This is a genomic window from Chryseobacterium sp. 22532 (genome assembly GCF_052044665.1).
Taxonomy (GTDB): Bacteria; Bacteroidota; Bacteroidia; order Flavobacteriales; family Weeksellaceae; genus Chryseobacterium; species Chryseobacterium lathyri.
The window spans coordinates 1-18,214 of the sequence record NZ_JBQENJ010000003.1; the positions used below are offsets into that span (position 1 = coordinate 1).

The 18,214-nt window shown below is 38.4% G+C and carries 18 protein-coding genes; 2 read left to right on the forward strand and 16 right to left on the reverse strand.

The genetic code is table 11. The annotated features are described in order from the left end of the window. The 7 genes from ACTJIV_RS07930 to mug all read right to left on the reverse strand — a co-directional run. A partial coding sequence (locus tag ACTJIV_RS07930; protein WP_440626694.1) for a glycosyltransferase family 117 protein occupies positions 1–365 on the reverse strand: 365 nt, incomplete at its 3' end. Between the two features lie 110 nt (positions 366–475). Next, entirely contained in the window at positions 476–1,414 is a 939-nt protein-coding gene (locus ACTJIV_RS07935; protein WP_440626696.1) for a hypothetical protein, read from the reverse strand. Positions 1,415–1,502: 88 nt separating this feature from the next. Then, complete coding sequence (locus ACTJIV_RS07940) at positions 1,503–2,045, reverse strand: helix-turn-helix domain-containing protein (protein WP_440626698.1); 543 nt, start codon at positions 2,043–2,045, stop codon at positions 1,503–1,505. A 39-nt stretch (positions 2,046–2,084) separates the two neighbouring features. Further along, the gene (locus ACTJIV_RS07945) at positions 2,085–2,942 is read right to left on the reverse strand and encodes a DUF4240 domain-containing protein (RefSeq protein WP_336379187.1); all 858 of its coding nucleotides are present in this window, start codon (positions 2,940–2,942) and stop codon (positions 2,085–2,087) included. A 133-nt stretch (positions 2,943–3,075) separates the two neighbouring features. Further along, on the reverse strand, positions 3,076–3,864 hold the full coding sequence (locus ACTJIV_RS07950; RefSeq protein ID WP_111957449.1) for an SDR family oxidoreductase: 789 nt from the start codon (positions 3,862–3,864) through the stop codon (positions 3,076–3,078). 100 nt (positions 3,865–3,964) lie between these two features. After that, complete coding sequence (locus ACTJIV_RS07955; protein WP_440626700.1) at positions 3,965–5,131, reverse strand: cytochrome-c peroxidase; 1,167 nt, start codon at positions 5,129–5,131, stop codon at positions 3,965–3,967. A gap of 93 nt (positions 5,132–5,224) precedes the next feature. Next, entirely contained in the window at positions 5,225–5,734 is a 510-nt protein-coding gene (mug, locus tag ACTJIV_RS07960) for a G/U mismatch-specific DNA glycosylase (RefSeq protein ID WP_440626702.1), read from the reverse strand. 167 nt (positions 5,735–5,901) lie between these two features. Here mug and ACTJIV_RS07965 point away from each other — a divergent pair, with 167 nt between their 5' ends. Beyond that, positions 5,902–6,204 carry a hypothetical protein gene (locus ACTJIV_RS07965; RefSeq protein WP_111957455.1) on the forward strand — a complete coding sequence of 101 codons (303 nt, stop codon included), beginning with the start codon at positions 5,902–5,904 and terminating at the stop codon, positions 6,202–6,204. A gap of 88 nt (positions 6,205–6,292) precedes the next feature. Here ACTJIV_RS07965 and ACTJIV_RS07970 read toward each other — a convergent pair whose 3' ends face one another. From ACTJIV_RS07970 to ACTJIV_RS08000, 7 genes are all read right to left on the reverse strand, one after another. Continuing rightward, positions 6,293–6,658 carry a response regulator gene (locus ACTJIV_RS07970; RefSeq protein ID WP_111957457.1) on the reverse strand — a complete coding sequence of 122 codons (366 nt, stop codon included), beginning with the start codon at positions 6,656–6,658 and terminating at the stop codon, positions 6,293–6,295. 40 nt (positions 6,659–6,698) lie between these two features. Next, complete coding sequence (locus ACTJIV_RS07975; protein WP_223558873.1) at positions 6,699–7,271, reverse strand: chemotaxis protein CheB; 573 nt, start codon at positions 7,269–7,271, stop codon at positions 6,699–6,701. Positions 7,272–7,280: 9 nt separating this feature from the next. Then, the gene (locus ACTJIV_RS07980) at positions 7,281–8,111 is read right to left on the reverse strand and encodes a CheR family methyltransferase (protein WP_336379183.1); all 831 of its coding nucleotides are present in this window, start codon (positions 8,109–8,111) and stop codon (positions 7,281–7,283) included. Between the two features lies 1 nt (position 8,112). Continuing rightward, the gene (locus tag ACTJIV_RS07985; protein WP_167409425.1) at positions 8,113–8,478 is read right to left on the reverse strand and encodes a response regulator; all 366 of its coding nucleotides are present in this window, start codon (positions 8,476–8,478) and stop codon (positions 8,113–8,115) included. Continuing rightward, positions 8,479–12,084, reverse strand: coding sequence for a response regulator (locus ACTJIV_RS07990; RefSeq protein WP_440626705.1), 3,606 nt, complete (start codon positions 12,082–12,084; stop codon positions 8,479–8,481). A 7-nt stretch (positions 12,085–12,091) separates the two neighbouring features. Further along, entirely contained in the window at positions 12,092–13,567 is a 1,476-nt protein-coding gene (locus ACTJIV_RS07995; RefSeq protein WP_111957463.1) for a hybrid sensor histidine kinase/response regulator, read from the reverse strand. Positions 13,568–14,107: 540 nt separating this feature from the next. Then, on the reverse strand, positions 14,108–15,055 hold the full coding sequence (locus ACTJIV_RS08000) for an NADP-dependent oxidoreductase (protein ID WP_111957465.1): 948 nt from the start codon (positions 15,053–15,055) through the stop codon (positions 14,108–14,110). Between the two features lie 92 nt (positions 15,056–15,147). Between ACTJIV_RS08000 and ACTJIV_RS08005 the strand changes: the two genes are divergently transcribed. Next, positions 15,148–15,990, forward strand: a complete 843-nt coding sequence (locus ACTJIV_RS08005) for an AraC family transcriptional regulator (protein WP_440626708.1) — start codon at positions 15,148–15,150, stop codon at positions 15,988–15,990. 55 nt (positions 15,991–16,045) lie between these two features. On the opposite strand, the gene ACTJIV_RS08010 is transcribed toward ACTJIV_RS08005, so the two are convergent. Next, complete coding sequence (locus ACTJIV_RS08010; RefSeq protein ID WP_440626710.1) at positions 16,046–16,810, reverse strand: LytR/AlgR family response regulator transcription factor; 765 nt, start codon at positions 16,808–16,810, stop codon at positions 16,046–16,048. A 75-nt stretch (positions 16,811–16,885) separates the two neighbouring features. After that, positions 16,886–18,205 carry a RagB/SusD family nutrient uptake outer membrane protein gene (locus ACTJIV_RS08015; protein WP_440626712.1) on the reverse strand — a complete coding sequence of 440 codons (1,320 nt, stop codon included), beginning with the start codon at positions 18,203–18,205 and terminating at the stop codon, positions 16,886–16,888. Positions 18,206–18,214 lie beyond the last annotated feature (9 nt).

An 18,214-nucleotide genomic window follows, 5' to 3' on the forward strand; every position in this document is an offset into this window, starting at 1 on the left:
GAGATTTCCTGGTGTTTTGTAATTTCATCAAAATCCTTGTTCAGCAGCCGTCTTACAAAATGGGTAATCGTCCAGAACAGAAATAAAATCGTCAGCGCACTGAACAATGCAGACATCGCATTAATTACGATAGAATAATTCTGTTCATTTCCCAATGCAAATATACTGGCCATAGCTCCCACAATCTGGAATAAAGCAGCTCCGGGAGCGTGCGTTACTTCAAGTTTTACAGCTGAGGAAATATACTCGCCGCAGTCCCAGAAGCTAAGATAATGTTCCATGGTGGAGAAATAGGTAATCAGTGCGATAACGAAAATCACCCATCCTAAAACAGTGTTCCATTTTTTAAAAGACCAGTTCTTCATAAACTATGTAGTTTCAATACATAGTAAGACAACCCAGATTGGGGAATTATTACATAGTCATTAAAAAACTTAATATCATTAAATAGATTTAAGATTGTACTCCAAAAAAATTACTCAACTCTGAATTTTCTGTTTTTACAGTCTACCGTCAGTTTATGATTCAGGAAAAGCTTATTCCCTATCATTCCCTGCATTCCGGAGGTTTTCATTAAAAGGTTCTGCATCTTTGAGGTTCCTTCTATATAGGTCACTTCCGAAAGCTTAAGGTTGCGGTTTCCAATCTTGATTATTTGGTCGGCAGGTGCAGAAATAACCGTTAAAATATTTCCCCAGGAATTTCCTTTTTCTTTTTTGACATTCCCGTTTGAGATTCTGTATTTTTCCCATTCTTCCCTGTTGGTAATAAGCTCATATCCACTGGTCCCTGAATCGTAAAGCAGTTTCAGATTTTGATTTCCCAGTTCTGAAGGAAACAATATTTTACGCTTTTTAAATTCAAAGGCTTCAAAACCTTTTTCATCTATATTCTCAACAAATGAACATACCGTGTTTTTAAAATCCAGAATCATAATCCGCTTTTCCAAAAGATCTGTTCCGATAGTTCCAATGATATAAACCGCTTCGGTATTATCAGGATGTATTGCCCTCCCATAATTTAACAGTTCAAAACGGTCAGACGTTATACTCATATTTCCTATGCTGCACTGCAGTGAGATCTGGTTTTCCTGTTTTTGAGACGGAATCTGATTCTGAAATTTTCCCCGGAGAGATTCTATGGATTTTTTGTAAAACAGCGTCGTTGGAGATCCGGAATCCAGCTGCATATAAAATGTTCTGTCAATACCTTTGAATTGTACAGGAAGAAGAACTGCCGCATGAGCATTTCCTTCGGCAGAGTTCCATCGCATACCTATATTTTGTGCAATACCTGAAACAGCCAGATTGTTTTCCGGTGGTGTAAATTTTTTATCAAAATATAAGTAACCACCCAATAATAACAGGACAGTACATACGGCAACCGATAATGCAATTTTCTTAAAGATTTTCATGCTTCAATTTTTCTGCAAGATTCAGCATTATCGTTTGATTTTCCTGCAAAAACAATATGACAAGTTTACGCCATTTGTACGACAACAGCTATAAGAAACTGGTTTTCAATTTGATACACAAATCGTTTTTTGTATTTAAACAGATACCATTTTTAATAATTACAAACAGTTTGGCACAGAGAAAAGCAATTAAAAAGACCAAAAAAAGTGGAATTTTCACTGCCAATAGTTTCTGGATGAACGGACTTATGATCATTAAAACAGAGACAACAACTGCCAGAATGATTTGAACGCTTACTATATTTTTCCCAAGCTCTTTACTGCCCGGATCTTCGGTTTTGTAAGTTAAAATCAGAGGGAATATAACTCCCCCAAACGGAATAATAAGTCCCAGCAGGGCAGAAAGATTAATTAATTTTGCTCTATCAACAGAGGATTTTTCTTCATCTGCAGAGATCAGATTTTCAGGATCTGTTTCCAGAATACCGGCAATAGCTTTCAGGGTAAATCCTTTAGGAACAGTTCCTGCTTCAATGCGCTGAACCGTCCGTAATGAAAGGCCTGACTTTTCGGCAAGTTCGGCCTGGGTCATATTCTTCCCCTCTCTCAAAATCTTAACCTTGTTTTTCATTGGGTCATTAATTTTAATAGCTTTTGTCAGACTTTAACGTTAATTACTTCTTAGCTCACCAATTTCTTTTACCAGCTTTGGATACATTTTCTGTAAATCCGTTCCTCTTTTCGGTTCCCGGTTCATGCTGCGTTCCATGCCGTCGTAATCGTTTTCAGGATATAATTCGTATACGGTGTCTTTTATAATGGATTCTTCATCGTCGTGATTTTGGGCATACGCCTCATCAGCAACATACAGCAGACCTTCTGCCCAGCAGTCTCCGATATTAAAACTGTATTTTCCGCTTACGAACGACTGAATATCAGCTTTTATATCTTCAAAGAAGTCTTTTCCCTTCAGCAGCAGCCAACATCTGAAATAGATAAATCCATCATCAGAAAGATAATCATCAAAGACATATATTCCATTTTCATTCTTAAAATCACCCTCCAGAATGATTGAGAGTTCTGCAATTTCAGCGGTATAAAGCTCACTTAGTTTTTCCTGAAGCGTTTTTTCAAAAAGTATCATTCTGTCTTTCCCAAATTTGGACAAATAATCGGTCAGGTTCTCAATATGCTCATCAATATCATATTCACTCCAGTGGGCTTTTTTATATTTGTTGGATTTGTCAATGGCTTCCCAAAAATAAATATCGGCTTTTTCGTTATCCGAAAGCTCCGCTTTTTGTGGGATTTCATCATTTTCCTGAATTTCTGTATAGCCTTTTTTTATTTTTTGAGCAATCAGTTTTTCAGATTCCTGAATGCATTCGCTTTCATCGGCATATTCTTTAGCTGTTTCCCGGCCTTTAGTTCCGGTTTTCCCAAAAGATATTTTCTGTACTTTTCCGGAATACTCAATATTCCAAAATTTGTCGGACAGCTCTTTTTGGTTGATAAAGTTCCTTTTCATAAAAAATTGTGATGGTGTTTTCTTAAAGTGGTGAAACTACAAAAAATCGTGGAATCAAAAAAGAATAATCCCTTAATGATAAACGTTTTCAGTGAATTTTAGTACGTTTTTTAGCTGAATATCTTCCTGAGAATTAATAGGTATTATTCAGTCCTCCATCTAAAGGAATACTGGCTCCGGTAAGATAAGATGAATATTCCGATGCCAGAAAAGCAGCCAGATGACCATATTCTTCGGTTTTACCCAGTCTTTTCATCGGAATTTTATTTTCTCTGGCTTTTTTTATTTCTTCCTGAGATTTGCCTGTCTGCTGCGACTCGTGACTGATCAGATTCTGAATACGCTCCGTATCAAAATATCCTGTCAAAATATTGTTGATCGTAATCTGATGCTGTGCCACTTCATTGGATAATGTTTTTGCCCAGGCAATCACGGCTGAACGGATGGAGTTGGAAAGGGATAAATTATTGATCGGCTCTTTGACAGATAATGAAGAAACATTGATGATACGCCCATTTTTCTGTTTGATCATATGTGGCAAAGCCAGTAGAGTTGTCTCACAAACCGTTTTAAAAAGCAGATCAAATGCTTTTTGATAGTCGTCTACATTTTTATCCTGTGCCAGCCCCGGTTCCGGGCCATTGGTATTGTTAACCAGGATATCTATAGAGTTATTGCTGAAATATTCGGAAATAATCCTTCTGTATTCTTCAAAATTAGAAAAATCAGCTACCAGATACTGATGCTTCTGACCGGAATTGATTACAGGCAATGAAGATACCATCTTTTTAAGTTTTGCTTCATTGCGGGCCATTACAGTTACGTTAGCTCCGCATTTGGCCAGCTCCAATGCTATTCCTGCACCGATTCCCTGGGTAGCAGCTCCTACTAAAGCATTTTTTGAAAAAAGTTCAATATTCATAAGTGGATCATTATTGAGGATTATGGGTATATAAATGTAGCAAAAAAGCTTGACATCCTGAGCCAATAAAACGCTAATTACTGATTATGCGAGAAGTATTTTACCTGGGTAATGCAGGAGGCAGCACTCTTTCCGGCTTTGTGGATAAAGTCCTTAGAAATGCTTCCAGTTGAGTAATTTCTTCATCCGTAAGATCCAGTAGCCTTACAAAACCTGATTTTTCAGAAGTAAGTGCTATTCCCTGATGAACTGTTGACCGTTTTTGGGAATGTTCAGGGTTTCCTCTGCTATAAAACTGGATCACCTCCGTAAGGGTGGCCATAGAGCCGTTATGCATCCATGGTCCTGTTCTCGCGACTTCACGCAGTCCGGGTACGCGGAATTTCCCGGCATCTTCCGGGTTTTTGGTCACCAGATACCGGCCCAGATCTTCTTCTTTCGATCCCAATGAAGAAGTTCCTACATTTTCAAACTGATTGTTGGAAAAATAACCGGAGCTGTGGCAGTTCATGCACTGGGCTTTGGTCCGGAAAAGATGCAGCCCCATCAGTTCATTATCAGAATAGACATCTGCTTTCCCATCAATGAACTGATCAAATTTAGAAGTTCCGCTCTTTATAGTTCTTTCAAAAGCCGCTATTGCCTTGGAAATCCTGTCCTTTGAAACCATTTTATCTCCAAATGCTTTTTCAAATAATATTTCATAGCCTTTAATCTTTGCAATTTTTCCGGCTGCGAGATCAATGTGCCCGTTCATTTCTCTTTCATCACGAATCGGCATTTCGGACTGTTCTTCAAGGGATGCAGCGCGGCCGTCCCAAAATAATGACCGCGCATAAGCTACATTCAGGATGCTCATTGCATTTCTGGTACCAAGCTGCCTGTCGTGCCCAAAAGAGAAGGTCCGGTTATCACACCATCCCAGTTCAGGATCATGGCAGGAAGCGCATGCAATCTGATTGGATTGGGAAAGCCGCGGGTCGTAGAAAAGTGTTTTTCCCAGCAAAGCTTTATCTTCAGAATAGGGATTATCCTCAGGAAACTGAATTTCAGGCAGATGTCCTATTTCAGAAAAATAAGGTACAGCTTGCGGATCCAGAATTGGTTTTGGCCATTTTGAAGGGTCTCCGGAAGAATATAATTTCCTCAGTTCAGCAAGGAATGAGGATTTTTCCCTGATTTCCTTTTGAACACTATTGCTGAAACAGTTATTCAAAAGAGACACCGTAAGAAATGTAATTAATATCCAGCTCAGGACATTCTTCATGAATATTGGATTTTGGCAAAAATAGGGAATCTCTTAAATACATTTCAAAAATTGATAGGAAGATTCTGTTTTTCATTTTACATACAGCAAGTTTTACAAAAAGTTCTTATGAATCTCTCTGTACAACTCTCCATATGCCTGGACAAGATCCTCTAAACTAAATCCGCGGTTCAAACCACTTGTATTCGGTAAGACCCAAACCCGGCATCCACAAAAATCTTCGGGTTGTGAACCCCATGGAATTTCTTTTTTTCCTGAAAAATACTTATACGCTGCCTTACCGAGAAATACAATATATTTTGGCTGAAATTCCGTCATTTTTGTTTTAAAAAATTCCAGGGAGCCGTCGAACTCCTCTTTTGAAAGCTCATCGGCACGGGATGTTGCTCTTGCTACAGCAGTAGTAAGCCCATATCCGAAATCTAAAATACTTCGATCATTTTCAGCTTCGATCTGGTACGGAGTAAATCCTGCCTGGTGCATCACTTTCCAGAACCGGTTGCTCTTTCCGGAAAAATGGTATCCTTTTTCAGCAGATTTTAAACCGGGATTGATTCCACAAAAAATAACGGTGAGATTTTTGGCAATGATATCTTTCAACATGTTAAAAGCAGGTATAATTTATTGGTCTACAATTCTCTATGAACAGCAAGATAATATTTATTTTAAAATATCCAATGATCATCTTCGTTGCAGCTGATTATCAATAAAAAAATCATTAAAAAACAATTGTGGCATAAATATTATTGTATATCATATAAATACACCAGATGGAAAACATGTTACAAAATATAGAACTGATACACCGGTATTTATCTATCAGTATAACACACCAGTTTTACTCAACCGTTGATTTGGAAGGTGAATATACCTTTACACAGAATATCGTATCTAAAAAGACCATCATTGCTTCTACATTTACAAACAAAATACTACTTTATCCTAAACTGAAATTATTTTTAACCGCACTGATTACTGAAATCAATAACGGAAATTGCACTGTTGACTTTATCCGTGAAAAAATCAAACATTTTGAGGAAATAAGGTATCTGCCAGTCAAAAGAATTATTTAAACAAAAAAAATCCTTACAGATGAAGTAAGGATTATTCTATAATTCTAATATTATCGCATTTTATACGATTCCTACTAGTTTAGTTTATTTATTGCTGTAAATATTTAGCTACTTTTTCTTCCAGATCATCAAGGTTGAATGGCTTAGCCACATAATCATCAGCCTGAGCTTCCTGTGCCAGCCTCACAATGTCATTGTTGGCTGTTACATAAATAACCGGGATTGACCTGAACTCTTCATGACTTTTCAGAAGCTGGGTTGCCTGAACTCCTCCAATTTTCGGAATCCAGTTATCCATGAGAATAACATCTGGCTGAAACTGCGAAACTTTTTCCAAAATATCATGAGATGTTTCTGAAATTTCGACCTGATATCCATTCTCTTCAAAAATGATGGTAATGATCTCTAAAATAGTGGTATCATCATCAAAAATCAAAATCTTCTTTGCGCTCATATTCTTTCTATTTAAATCTTAGGGTTGTTATACTGTATTTTTATAATTGATTGATATAGTCTGCCAGATTATCCGGTGTAATGATTAAATCATAGGCAACTTCCTGCAGCGCATGCTTAGGCATATACTCTACCTCGGCCGTCTCCGGTTCCTGAATCCAGACTTTTCCTTCATTTTTTTTGATAAATCCCAAACCTTCCACTCCATCAGCATTGGCTCCTGACAGCAGAACGCCCACCAGGTTTTTACCATACACTTCCGCAGCAGATTTGAAGGTTACATCGATGGATGGCCGCGAATAGTTCATTTTCTCTGAAAAATCCAGTGACATCATATTTTTGTTCTCGAACAGAAGGTGATAATCTGCAGGAACTACATATACTTTATTATTCTGAATTTCTGTTTTATCATCCACTTCCACCACTTCAATGGAAATGAACTGCTGCAGCAGCGTCTGCAGGATATTGGTTGAATAAGCCTTACGGTGCAGTATCAGAACAATAGGGAAACTGAGCTTATCTTTCAATTTTTTAAGCATTTCAAGAATGACCTGCAGACTTCCTGCGGACCCTCCTATGACCACTAATTCTGTTTTTGTGTTTTCTGTTTCCATGATCATGTTTTACATATGCTCTGTTTTCTTCCAGATGCGCTGGTCATCTACCTGATGGTAATTCCTGTCAAGTTTGGAAAATCTAAGGGTTTCTTTTGCTCCCAGTGCGAGATAGCCTAAATTTTCAAGACTGTTATCAAAAAGTTTAAAGACACGCTCCTGCAGTCCTCTGTCAAAATAGATCAGTACATTTCTGCAGATGATGAGCTGAAAACTGTTAAAAGAGCTGTCCGAAACCAGGTTATGAGTAGATAGAATTAATTTTTCCTGTAAACTTTTATCAAATCTCACACTGTCATAGTTCGCGGTATAATAATCTGAAAAATCTTTTTTGCCCCCGGATAAAATGTAATTCTCCGAATAGGTTTTCATCTGCTGCAAAGGGAAAACGCCTGAACGCGCAGTTTCCAAAACGGACGGATTAAGATCTGTACCATATATCAGTGACTTATGGTAAAGATTGGCTTCTTTAAGCAGTATAGCCATGGAATAGGCTTCTTCACCGGTAGAGCAGCCTGCTACCCAAATCCTGATCAGCGGATAGGTCCCGAGCTGTGGTAAGATCTTTTCTCTGAGAGCTTTAAAGAAATGGGGATCGCGGAACATTTCTGTAACATTCACCGTTATTTCTTCTACAAAGCGCTTCAGGTATTCCGGATCATTAAGAATGGTATACCTGAGCTCTGCAAAGCTGGTAAATCTGTCAATCAAGCAGATGCGGTTTACCCGACGCTTAAAAGAAGCTCTGCTATACTCTGAGAAGTCATAGCCGTACATCTCATAAACATCTTTTATGAGGTATTCTACTTCTTCATCTTTTACAATACTGGGCTCTAACATTTTATGGAAGCTTTTCTATGGCTGCGATCAGCTGGTCTACATCAATCGGTTTTGATACGTAATCCTGAGCTCCGGCATCAAGACATTTCTGACGGTCTTCCGGCATTGCCTGTGCTGTAACAGCGATTACAGGAATCTGACTGATAGACGGCGTATTTCTGATCATCTTTATGGCTTCATAACCGTCCATTTCAGGCATCATCATATCCATAAGGACAATATCTATTTCATTTTCTTTTAAAATCTGAATAGCTATCTGAGCGCTGATACAGCTTTCAATCTGATATCCACGGGATTTCAGGGTGAGTTTGAGTGCAAATATATTACGTGGATCATCGTCCACAATTAAAATTTTCTTATTCATCATTTAACTTTCATATAACCAGACACGCAGTAAGGATAATAACTGATCAATATCCACAGGTTTCGATATATAATCTGAGGCTCCGGCCTCGATACATTTTTCACGGTCTCCAATCATAGATTTTGCTGTAATGGCGATAATAGGAAGTCTTGTAAGGGCCGGCATTTTTCTGATTTCTTTTATGGTTTCATAGCCATCCATTTCAGGCATCATCATATCCATTAAAATAACGTCTATATCTTTATGTTCTTTAATCTGCTGCAGGGCATGTTTTCCATCCATAGCCACAACTACCTCAACTTTATATTTTTCTAAAGCCTTGGTCAGAGAGAATATATTACGGACATCATCATCGGTAATCAGTATTTTTTTACCGCTCAACACTTCAGTCAATGATCCTAGAACTTTGTTTCTTGCTGTTTCAACAGAGTTATTTTTTTCTTCCACCAAATGCAGGAACAAACCTACTTCATCTAAAATCCGTTCGTAAGAATGGGCGGTTTTTACGACAATGGAATCTGCATACTGCTTGATCTTAAGCTCTTCGGATTTGGACAGACTGTGCTCTGTAAAAATAATGATGGGCAGGTTTTCCAGTCCTTCATAACTTTTGATAGATTCAATGATCTGGTATTCATTCCCTTTTGAAGCTTCCAGGATGACGCAATCCACATGAGATGACGTCAGGGCTTTCACGCTGTCTTCCACATTATTTTCTACGGATAAGGAAATATTGAAATTACTCAGGAAGTAAGCCAGTGCACTGGCATGTTTAGCATTGTTTTCAACAATTAGGACCTTTTGAGGAGATTTCAGAAGAGCTTCTTCAATTTTTCTGAAAACATCGGTCATTTTATCGAGTGCCATCGGCTTATTAATGAAATCAATGGCCCCTTTCATCAGACTTTCTTTCTCAAGCTGCAATACGGACATCATATGTACCGGAATATGCCTGGTTGAAGCATTGGATTTAAGCTCATCCATCACCTGCCATCCATCTTTTACCGGTAGCTGAACATCGAGCAAAATAGCCTGTGGGTGGTACTGAACGGCTGCCGATAATGCGTAATCCCCTCTTACCACTACTACCCCCTTGTATTGATTCATACGGGCATATTTGAGTAAAGCTTTTGCAAAATGAATATCGTCTTCAACAATTAAAATTACCTTATCCTGTGCAGTTATTGCATCCCGGTCATCATCTATAGCTTCCGGAATAGGCAATACTTCTACCGGTAAGGCTGGCTGGGATTCTGTATCTTCTAAAATATTCTGAATCACTTCAACATCTTCACGGATGATATCCACCAAATGCACGTCGGTTTCAGGCTGAACTGTTTCAGCCACAGCTTTTACAGGAATAATCAGACTGAATTCGCTGCCTTCATTTACTTTACTTTTCAGGGTTAACTCTCCTCCAAGCAGTCTGGCAATTTCACGGCTTATGGATAATCCCAATCCGGTCCCGCCAAATCTTCGGCGTGTAGAGCCGTCCGCCTGCTGAAATGCTTCAAAAATAATAGCCTGCTTTTCTTCCGGGATTCCTATTCCGGTATCTTTTACAGTGAAAACAATAAAGTTTTTATTTTTAGGATCTTTTGCGATGTTCAGCGTAATGCTTCCTTCTGATGTAAACTTCAAAGCATTTGACAAAAGGTTACGCAATACCTGGTCTACTCTAAGCCTGTCGGTCTCGATTGTATTTTCGACATCATTCGTTATCTGAATATCAAATCCGAGTTTCTTTTCCTGAACAACGGGATTGAATAAGTTTTTCAGATCTTTCACTACATCGTCAATCACTACATCCTGATATTCCAGTGACATTTTGCCTGATTCTATTTTAGCCAGGTCAAGAATCTCGTCAATAAGGGTCAGAAGGCTGCTTCCGGAGCTCTGAATAACTTTTGCAGATTCTACTTGATCTTCATTCAGGTTTTCATCAGGATTTTCGGCCATTAATCTTGAGAGGAGAAGAATTGAATTTAGCGGAGTCCTCAGTTCGTGGGACATATTGGCTAAAAATTCGGATTTATATTTGGTGCTTAAGGCAAGTTCTTCAACTTTTTTCTGGATTTCGCTGTTTCTTTCTGCAATCAGGTGATTTTTTTCTTCAAGCATTCTTGAACGTTCTTCCAGTTCGGCATTGGCCTGCATCAGTTCTTCCTGCTGTACTTTCAACTCTTCTTCAGACGCCTGAAGCTTTTGTGTCTGGGCTTCCAGTTCGGTATTCAGATTTTCCAGTTCGGCATGTTGCACCTGCAATTCTTCCGATTGAGCCTGGGTTTCTTCCAGAAGCTGCTGTTCTTTTTCGCGGCCTTTGGCAGCATTTAAAGCAATTCCGATATTGCGGCTGCTTTCAGCAAAATAATTAATTTTGTCTTCATCAAAATCTGATGTTGATCCTAATTCCAGTATCCCGATACAGTGCCCGTCTGCATGAACCGGAAATAATAATATGCTGTTAATTTTTATTCTGCTGCTGGCAAAGCTTACGGCAAAATCATCTTCCCGAAGGTTATTATAAACCTGCATTTTTTCATTGGCAAAAGCCTGGCCAACCATTCCTTCCCCCGGTTCGAAAGTTTTTTTCATTGTACTTTCCAGACCGAAAGCTGTACTAAGCTTAAGTATTCCTTCATCAAACAGATATAAAGCACCGTTGATGCATTTACTATATTCTACAAGCTGGTTTAAGGATACATCAGAGACTTCCTTCACGGATTTATTGCCTACCAGAGATTCATTGAGCAAGGCTAATCCTTTCTGACGCCAGTCACTTTTATTGATCTGATCAAATGACTTTTTCAGGGAATCGGTCATATGGTTCAGGGAATCTACCAGATCTCCAAGATCATCCTGCGAATGATCTACTGCTTTCTGGCTGTAATCTCCATTGGCCACCCTGTTCGCTATCTGCTGAACAGCACTTACACGTCTGCTTATTTCCAGATCTTTTGATCTTAATTCTTTTTCTAATTTATCTCTCCGGATCAGATCTGCTCTCAGCTTAATATAAAAAAACAGGGTAACAATTACTGCTGATATTGCCGAAACAATAATAAACATAACAGTTGTACCGGATGAGCGGTTGAGATCTTTATTTTTAATTTCGAGCTGGCTTTCTTCATACTGTACAAAATCGCGGACGATCTGGCGGCATTTGTCCATATAGCTTTTGCTCAACAGGATCTGCTGCTGGGTCATTATAATACCATTCCGTCTGTTGTGGACAAACTGCTTTAAATTGTCAATATTATTGTTAACATTTTTTTCCAGGTCATTTAAACGCTGCTGCTGTTTTGGATCTGAGATATCTAAAGATTTTGCCCGTTCTATCGCTTTAGAAAATTCGCTTAAACTGCGGTTGTAGGGTTCCAGGAAATTTTCTCTTCCTGTAAGCTGATAACCTCTGTTTCCGGTTTCGGCATCCAGCAGGGCAACAAGAACGTCTTTTACGGCCGTTATGGATCTTCTACTTTGGGAAAGGCTTTCACGATGATCCATCTGTTTCTGAATGCTCAGATAAGATGCAACTGAACTCGCAATCAGGATCAGCAAAGATAACCCGACCCCAAACTGAAGATTTCTGATTATTTTTTTAGGCATGAGAAATTTAGTTTAAAGGTAAAGTGAAATAGAAAGTAGAACCTTCTTCTACTTTACTGGATACTCCTATGGTTCCGTGGTGCTGTTTGATGATTTCTGAACAGATGAACAATCCGATACCCATTCCCTGAAACTGCAGTGAGGATTCTTCTACACGGTAAAATTTGCGGAATACGGCGTCCTGTTTAAAGTCCGGAATTCCTATTCCGAAATCTGTGACACTTACTTTTACCTCCTGCTTTTCTTGGTCTACAAACGTAGTGACTATAATCTGATTATTCTGAGGAGAATATTTGATGGCGTTGGTAAGGAAGTTAATGAGAACCTGTTCTATGCGTACCTCATCTAAAGGAATCAGTATATCCGGATTTATACCATGCCGTTTTATCTTGACTTTATTTTCGTCATGGGTCTGGATAATGGTTTCAACCGCATTGCTTATAATGTTTTCAAGGCTGGTTGGCTTTTTGTTGATTTTAAGCTTTCCGTTTTCTATTTTGGAAACGTCCAGCAGATCAGTAATCAGGTTATTCAGTTTTTCGATCTGGTCCTGGACCTTGTTCATAAAGCCTGCTTCAGCACTTTGCTTATCTAGTTTTAATTTACGGTCCAAAAGCTGGACATAAGCTTTTATACTGGTCAAAGGTGTTTTCAGCTCATGACTGGCAATACTCAGGAATTCATCTTTTTCTTTTTCTACTTTTTTCTGATCATCAATATCGGTAAAGGTTCCTACCCAGTTTTTTATTACATTTCCGTCATTCACCGGGGTTATTCGCAGGAGATGATATCTGTATTCTCCGGAATCCACCTTCTTTATCCTGGCCTCGAGCTCGAGTGCCTGGCTCTTTTTGCGGCAGCGGTTAAATTCTTCTCTGATATTAAGGTCATCGGGATGCACTTCGGGAAAATCCACATCTGTATCCGAGTATTGATACCACTTGCAGTTGACAAATTCTATATTCCCATCTTCATTGAGTGTAAATGCAATCTGCGGAAGTGACTCAAGCATGAGCTGAAAGTGATCGATCTGGGATTTCATGGTTACCTGTGATTCGCGTCTTCCTTTAACTTCCAGTTCCAGACTCTGCTGTGTCTTTTTCATGGCAAGATTCTGCTCCTGAAGACTGTAAAAAGTTTTCACTTTAAGCAACAGAATTTCAGGGTCTACCGGTTTTGTGACGTAGTCTTTTCCTCCTGAGGCATATCCGCGGGTTATAAACTTCTTTTCGGTATTGACTGCGGATAAAAATATAATGGGAACTTCTTTTGTTTTGCTATAATCAGCTAATGTTTCTGCGACTTCAAATCCATCCATGCCCGGCATCTGCACATCCAAAATAATCAATGCATAATTATTTTTTATGGCCTTTCCTAATGCTTCTTCTCCGGAACTGGCTGTATCTACCTGAAAATCTTTAGATTCCAGCAGTTTTTTCAATGAATAAAGATTGCTTTGGTTATCATCAACAATTAAGATCATAAAATGAATAAGTACTTGGGGTTTATTTTATATTTAAGTCCCGCCAAAAATACTCACAAAATTTCGAAAAACATTGATTTTTTTACTCATTTTACGTCTACATACCACACGTATATACTTATAAATCAATTTTTAAAAAAAATAATATGAAAATTTTATTATATTCAAAAAAAAGCTTTAAATCTAATACTTAAATGATACCGGACAAGTGAACATATACGGCGAATTCCAGGTGATCCGATGTTTATTGACAGATTTGACCTTCAGAAGGCCAAGAGCACTGACGATATAATTTTTTAAACTATCGGTCTGTGCATTGGCATTGATATGAAATAAGGATAAGAAGGCCTGTGATCAGAAAGTAAAATCGTTTCATTGTATAGAATCAATTGAAGTATGGCAAAAATAATTCTTTTCACAAATGATCATACAACAAATGAAATACGACCTAAAATTGTTATCATCTGTTTGTCCGGTTACTTTAGGAATAATTAAAATAAATGATCTCCCAAAACCACTCTCATTTCCTGCACAGATTTTTTAAAACCTCACCACCACTTTCCCAACCGTCCGCCCGGTTTCAATTTGCTGATGTGCCTTAGCCATTTCTTCAAATTCAAATACATGGGAGACATAAGGTTTCAATATACCTGCTCCCAGTAAGGACGCAATCTGCTTCATATCGATCCCATCGGAATAGACAGACATAAAATAACAGGCATGTAGTTTTTTTTCACGGGCTCTCAATTCGTCATCTTCCGTATGTCCTGACGGTAATGTGACAATGGTTCCAAATGGTTTTAATACCTGTACTGATTTTTGAAAGTTTTTGCCTCCAATGGATTCAAGAACAAAGTCTAAATCCCTGAGTACTTTTTCAAAAGAAGTTGCATGGTAGTCGATATGCTCATCAGCCCCTTGTTTTAATACGAAATCACGATTGGACAATGAAGATGTACCAATGACATAGGCACCCCTGTATTTTGCTATTTGTACAGCAAAATGTCCCACGCCACCCGAAGCAGCATGGATAAGCACTTTATCTGTTGATCTCAACTTACCGTAGCTGTTAAATGCCTGCCATGCCGTTAAAGCCGCCATGGTACTTGCGGCAGCTTCTATGTGAGTGATATTCTTCGGTTTTAAAGTGAAATGTTCGGCCGGAGCTGCAACATATTCTGCATACCCTTTACCGTGTCCCACGAAATTGACCATCCCAAACACTTCATCATCAATGTGAAATTGCGTGACCTCACTTCCGACTTCCACCACTTCTCCAGAAATGTCCCAACCTAAAATCAATGGATTATATTGTGCGAGTTCTTTTGCCAGCGGAGCCTGTCGGCTTCTTACTTTGATGTCTACCGGATTAATGCTTACAGCTTTCACCTTAATCAGTACTTCATTTGTTTTTATTTCAGGTTTTTCTATGTTTTTATAAATAAGGCATTCAGTTCCTCCAAATTTTTCCAACACGATTGCTTTCATAGTACTTCTTTACTGTATTAATTTTACAAAAATAGACTGGAAAACAGAGTAAAAAAAGGTACATTTAAAGCTTATTTGGGTATCTTTACGATATGGCAAAAGAAAACATCCATCAGCCACTTGAAGTATTCTATGAAAAAGTGAATGATTGTCCTCTACGTGACAGGCAGTTCAATTTTTTCGAATTTGTATACGTCATTTCGGGCACGGGAAATCACACTGTGAATGGAAATAATTTTTGGTATTCTGCAGGAGATCTATTTCTCATAACGCCCAATGACTGTCATGCATTTGATCTTGAACATACCTGCGAATTTATGGTGATCCGTTTTGGAGAAAGCTATATCCGGGAATATCAATGGAAAAGTATAGACCATATAGAATGTCTTTTATACTATGCATCCCATATACCAGGCTCGGTACTTGTTAATAATGATGACAGAAAAATGGTTGATTTAGTGATACAAAACCTACAGCAAGCTATTAAAAATCAATCTATTTACAATGAAGACCTCATCCGACATTTTGTGAATGCTGTTATCGTAATCGCTGCAAGAAACATGGCTATGATTCAGCCAAAGTTGATCACCCTCAATGCTGACAGCCGTATTTTGCAAATTCTGGATTACATTCAGAAACATATAAGCCGTCCTGAATTATTAAAGATTAGCATAATTTCTGAAAAATTCGGGTTATCCCCTACCTATCTTGGCAGCTATTTTCGTAAGCAATGCAATGAATCTATACAGCAGTATATCTCTTCTTACCGCATCCGGCTGATAGAGCACAGATTACGTTTCAGTGATAAAAGAGTTCATGAAATAGCCGATGAATTTGGGTTTGCTGATGAAAGCCATATCAATAAGTTTTTCAAACGACATAAGGGATTGAGTCTTAAAGCATACCGAGTGGGAATTAAATCATTAAAAGATTAAAATACATTTTAAATGATCACTCTGGAAGTCCGTTTTAAGCACAATTATGTCTTAATCAGCTTTTCAGCCAGCTCAAGCATTCCGTAATCTGCCTTTTACTGATAAATACATCTGAATTGATTTCAGGAGCCGGAGAAAGTTTTAATTCTACTTTTTGACTGGAATGCTTGATAATCTCAACAATAGCATTTTTATTGATGATAAATTTGCGGTTGATCTTAAAAAACAGATCCGGATTCAGCTTATGGATGATATCTTTAATGGTATCATCATAAATATAGGTCCGGTTGTCCATCGTGGTGAGAAAAAGGTATTTTCCCGAAGCAAAGAAATAAGCGGTCTGATGTTCGTCTATTGATTTCAGTTTATTTCCCTCGCGTACCATGAAATGATTCATTTTCCCGGGATTTTCCGGCTGACGTAAGGTGGAAATAGATTTGAGGACGGGTTCGGGATCAAAATTAGACCTAATGGAAATGAACTTCTGCAATGCCTGATGCAGATTATTCTCTTCAAAAGGTTTCAGAAGATAATCTATGGTAAAATGCCTGAAAACACGTATTGCATATTCATCAAAAGCAGTGATAAAAATAATGGGTGTAAAGAGTTCCACCTGTTCGAAAATCTCCAGACTCATGCCGTCCCCCAGGTGAATATCCATAAAGATAAGGTCAGCAGAATGGTTTTCGAAGAAGTCTATGGCCTGTCTTTTTGAACGGAGAATCACGGTTTCTGTGACAGGGACTATGGTCTGCTTATCCAGCAGATCCCTGAGATAATTAACAGCCAGCAGTTCGTCTTCTATAATGGCGATTTTCATAACCTCACAAAAGTACGAAAAAACCGCTTAAATTATTACGTTCAAGCGGTTTCAGAGGATGTTAATATAAATGTTTTATAAATTCGGATTATTCTTCTTGGCACTCATAGGATATTCTATGGTATATCTTGGGTCATTCTGCTGAAGAATATATTCTACACCGTTGACGATATGAATAATTTTTTTCTGGTCTGCTCTTCTCAGATCAAACCATCTGTGGCCTTCGAGAGCAAACTCCCTGAATCTTTCGTCCAGAAGATAGCTCATGAACTGTGAAGCATTCATTGGACTGATCTCGTTCTGAACTGCGGTATATCCTGCAGGAGTATATCTGTTGGCTAAAACTTTCAGCAATGCTTCTTTGGCTTCATCAAGCCTGTTGAGCTTTAATAATGCTTCAGATTTTATAAAGTATAATTCAGCTGTTCTGAAAGAGACCCTGAAATTATTACTGCCTCCTTTAATCACTTTATACTTATTGTTATTTTTTTCAAAATAGATTCCAAATCTTTTGTCTGTAGCCGAATTATATTTTGAAATCAATTCCGGAGAGGCAAAAATTACATTTTGGACATTGGTATTCAATGGGTTATCCAATGCCAGAATAGATTCCACGGACGCATAATGATTAGGTGCCGTATTGCTGGTATTTAAATTACTTAATTCTCCTTTTACAGCCAATACCGCCTGTGCATTATACAGTGCTTTATTCCAGTCTCCCTGATAAAGAGCAAGTCTTGCATTGAAGGCCATGAGTGCATTTTTGGAGAATTTATAGTTAGCACCGGCAGCCTGCTGCTGTTCCACCATAAGCCCCTCCGCTTTTTCCATATCTTCATGAATCTGATTGTAGACTTCCTGTACGGTAGAAGGTTTTAATACTGCTTCCATGTCAGCTTTTAAACTGATAGGAACTCCCCTGTCCGCGGAAGCCGTAGCAGCATTATAAGGTTTTGCATACAAATTAACCAAATCAAAATAAGAATACGCACGCAATGCATAAGCTTCTGCCAGAATCTGATTTTTTTCAGGAGAATCTTTCATGGTCTTGCTGCCTTCGTTGATCGCCTGGTTCAGGTAGAAGATTACCGTATAAAAATCTGCCCACTGAAATTCTTTTGTTTCAGCATCATAATTGCTATCCTTCCACATAGCCAGTTCACGATAGTAAGGGAAATCACTGGTATTTTCATCTATTACCATCTCATCTGTACGAAGGGCAGAAAGGGATTTATGAATAGGATATTTGGAATAGGCGGACGTCAGTATTTTTCTGTAATCTTCAACGCTAACCGGAATCACTTTCCCTTCAGGCTGTATATCCAGAAAGCGGTCACAGCCGATACTTGTAAAGCTGATTACTGCCAAAGCAATGAATGTAGTTATTTTTCTCATTTTTTTCAA

Bases quoted from the DNA above. Each gene is read 5' to 3' on its own strand.
- ACTJIV_RS07935 (WP_440626696.1), bottom strand. From the start codon at position 1,414: ATGAAAATCTTTAAGAAAATTGCATTATCGGTTGCCGTATGTACTGTC.
- ACTJIV_RS07940 (WP_440626698.1), bottom strand. From the start codon at position 2,045: ATGAAAAACAAGGTTAAGATTTTGAGAGAGGGGAAGAATATGACCCAG.
- ACTJIV_RS07945 (WP_336379187.1), bottom strand. From the start codon at position 2,942: ATGAAAAGGAACTTTATCAACCAAAAAGAGCTGTCCGACAAATTTTGG.
- ACTJIV_RS07950 (WP_111957449.1), bottom strand. From the start codon at position 3,864: ATGAATATTGAACTTTTTTCAAAAAATGCTTTAGTAGGAGCTGCTACC.
- ACTJIV_RS07955 (WP_440626700.1), bottom strand. From the start codon at position 5,131: ATGAAGAATGTCCTGAGCTGGATATTAATTACATTTCTTACGGTGTCT.
- mug (WP_440626702.1), bottom strand. From the start codon at position 5,734: ATGTTGAAAGATATCATTGCCAAAAATCTCACCGTTATTTTTTGTGGA.
- ACTJIV_RS07965 (WP_111957455.1), top strand. From the start codon at position 5,902: ATGGAAAACATGTTACAAAATATAGAACTGATACACCGGTATTTATCT.
- ACTJIV_RS07970 (WP_111957457.1), bottom strand. From the start codon at position 6,658: ATGAGCGCAAAGAAGATTTTGATTTTTGATGATGATACCACTATTTTA.
- ACTJIV_RS07975 (WP_223558873.1), bottom strand. From the start codon at position 7,271: ATGGAAACAGAAAACACAAAAACAGAATTAGTGGTCATAGGAGGGTCC.
- ACTJIV_RS07980 (WP_336379183.1), bottom strand. From the start codon at position 8,111: ATGTTAGAGCCCAGTATTGTAAAAGATGAAGAAGTAGAATACCTCATA.
- ACTJIV_RS07985 (WP_167409425.1), bottom strand. From the start codon at position 8,478: ATGATGAATAAGAAAATTTTAATTGTGGACGATGATCCACGTAATATA.
- ACTJIV_RS07990 (WP_440626705.1), bottom strand. From the start codon at position 12,084: ATGCCTAAAAAAATAATCAGAAATCTTCAGTTTGGGGTCGGGTTATCT.
- ACTJIV_RS07995 (WP_111957463.1), bottom strand. From the start codon at position 13,567: ATGATCTTAATTGTTGATGATAACCAAAGCAATCTTTATTCATTGAAA.
- ACTJIV_RS08000 (WP_111957465.1), bottom strand. From the start codon at position 15,055: ATGAAAGCAATCGTGTTGGAAAAATTTGGAGGAACTGAATGCCTTATT.
- ACTJIV_RS08005 (WP_440626708.1), top strand. From the start codon at position 15,148: ATGGCAAAAGAAAACATCCATCAGCCACTTGAAGTATTCTATGAAAAA.
- ACTJIV_RS08010 (WP_440626710.1), bottom strand. From the start codon at position 16,810: ATGAAAATCGCCATTATAGAAGACGAACTGCTGGCTGTTAATTATCTC.
- ACTJIV_RS08015 (WP_440626712.1), bottom strand. From the start codon at position 18,205: ATGAGAAAAATAACTACATTCATTGCTTTGGCAGTAATCAGCTTTACA.